Genomic DNA, 1483 nt, shown 5'->3' with positions numbered 1-1483 from the left:
CCACGGCGGCGGCCAGCCGGAACACGGCCTGCTCGAAGCCCGCCAGCGCCGCGACGACGACCGCCGTCGCCGCGGCGTGGGCCAGCAGCCCGGACGGCGACGGCACCAGCTCGCGCGGGTGCCGGGTCAGCAGGGCGAGGAACACGTGCGCCGCCACCTGCACCACGCCGACCAGGCCGAGCAGCTCGGCGAACCCGAGCTGCCGGTCCGTCAGCGGCACGCAGGTCCAGGCGATGGCGAAGGCGAACACCAGCACGTGGGGCAACGACGGCACGTGACCGCCGCCGCCGGCGTGCGCGAGCACGGCGAGCAGACCGGTCGACAGCCCGACCGCGCCGCAGCGCACGACGCGCGCGGCGCCACGGGTCGCTACCGGCGCCAGTGCCACGCTTCCGCAGCGTAGTGGTCCCGACCGGGTCGGGAGTAGACCCGAATGCTCGCCGTTCGCTGAGGTCAGGGCATCTGGAAGCGCTCCCGGACCCAGTCGGCGAAAGTCCGCGGCGGGCGGCCCAGCACGGTGGCCACGTCGTCGGAGAGCAGCGACCCGCCGCCGGTCCGGACCGCCCGCACGCCCTCCGCGTACGCCTCGGGCAGCGACTCCAGCGGAACGTCCACAGTGGACAGGGGACGGCCCAGGAACCCCGACAGGACGGCCACCTGCCCCGGCACGTCCAACAGCTCCGGCCCGGTCAGCGTGTACGTCCGCCCGTGGTGGTCGCCGAGCAGCGCCGCCACCGCCACCTCGGCCAGGTCGCGCGGGTCGACCACGCCCAGCCTGGTCGTGCCCATCGGGTTCGGGATCGGATCGCCGGCGGCGATCAGCGACGCCCACTGGAGCGAGTTCGACGCGAACAGACCGGCCCGCAACACCGTCCACGACGGGAACGCGCGGGCCGCCTCCTCTCCCGGACGGTGCCACGTGGAGACCGGGCCGACCGGGATGGCCGACAGCTTCACCACCTTGGGCACGCCCGCGCGCTTCGCCGCGTCCAGCACGGCCAGGTCGTAGGCGGGCAGCTCGGGCGTGCCGGGGCCGAGCAGGAACAGCGCGTCCACGCCGGCGACGGCGCGGTCGAGGGACGCCGGGTCGGTGTGGTCGCCGCGGACCTGGTCACCGGTCGGCGTGCGGGACATGGCGCGGAACGGGACGGCGCACTCGGCGAGGAGGCGGACGACTTCGCGCCCGGTGGTGCCGGTGGCACCCGTGATCAGCAACATGCGGCGAGTCTGGTTCGACGGGGTCGGGAAGGTATTGGAAGTTCCGGCGGTTGTGCGGGACGTGGACGAGCGCTTGCGGCCGTGGGTCACCGGGATCGGCACGCGGCGCCTCGCCGGCGAGCGGCTCGTGCACGCGCCGGACACGGCGACCACGCTGGTCCTGTGCTCGGAGACGGGCGAGGCGTTCGTGCTGGGCCCGCGCGACCGCGCCGGCTACCACGCCGGGCGGCCGGCGCGGCGGACCGTCGTGCGGCTCACGCCGGGG

Annotated in this window: 3 protein-coding genes; 1 reads left to right on the top strand and 2 read right to left on the bottom strand. The window is 75.5% G+C overall.

The features are described 5' to 3' along the window. Window positions 1-388, bottom strand: a 388-nt coding sequence (locus tag ACFQ3T_RS36570) for a hypothetical protein (RefSeq protein ID WP_380730744.1), incomplete at its 3' end; no start/stop codon positions are given. A 65-nt stretch (window positions 389-453) separates the two neighbouring features. Beyond that, window positions 454-1218: an NAD(P)H-binding protein gene (locus ACFQ3T_RS36565; RefSeq protein ID WP_380730742.1), complete on the bottom strand. Its 765-nt coding sequence runs from the start codon at window positions 1216-1218 to the stop codon at window positions 454-456. A 61-nt stretch (window positions 1219-1279) separates the two neighbouring features. On the opposite strand from ACFQ3T_RS36565, the gene ACFQ3T_RS36560 reads away from it, so the two are divergent. Further along, the coding region (locus ACFQ3T_RS36560; RefSeq protein WP_380730740.1) for a hypothetical protein at window positions 1280-1483 on the top strand (204 nt) is incomplete at its 3' end.

This window comes from Saccharothrix hoggarensis, from assembly GCF_042678885.1.
Classification (GTDB): Bacteria; Actinomycetota; Actinomycetes; order Mycobacteriales; family Pseudonocardiaceae; genus Actinosynnema; species Actinosynnema hoggarensis.
Note: the sequence above shows the minus strand (reverse complement) of the source record. Positions and strands in the feature narration are given on the sequence as shown.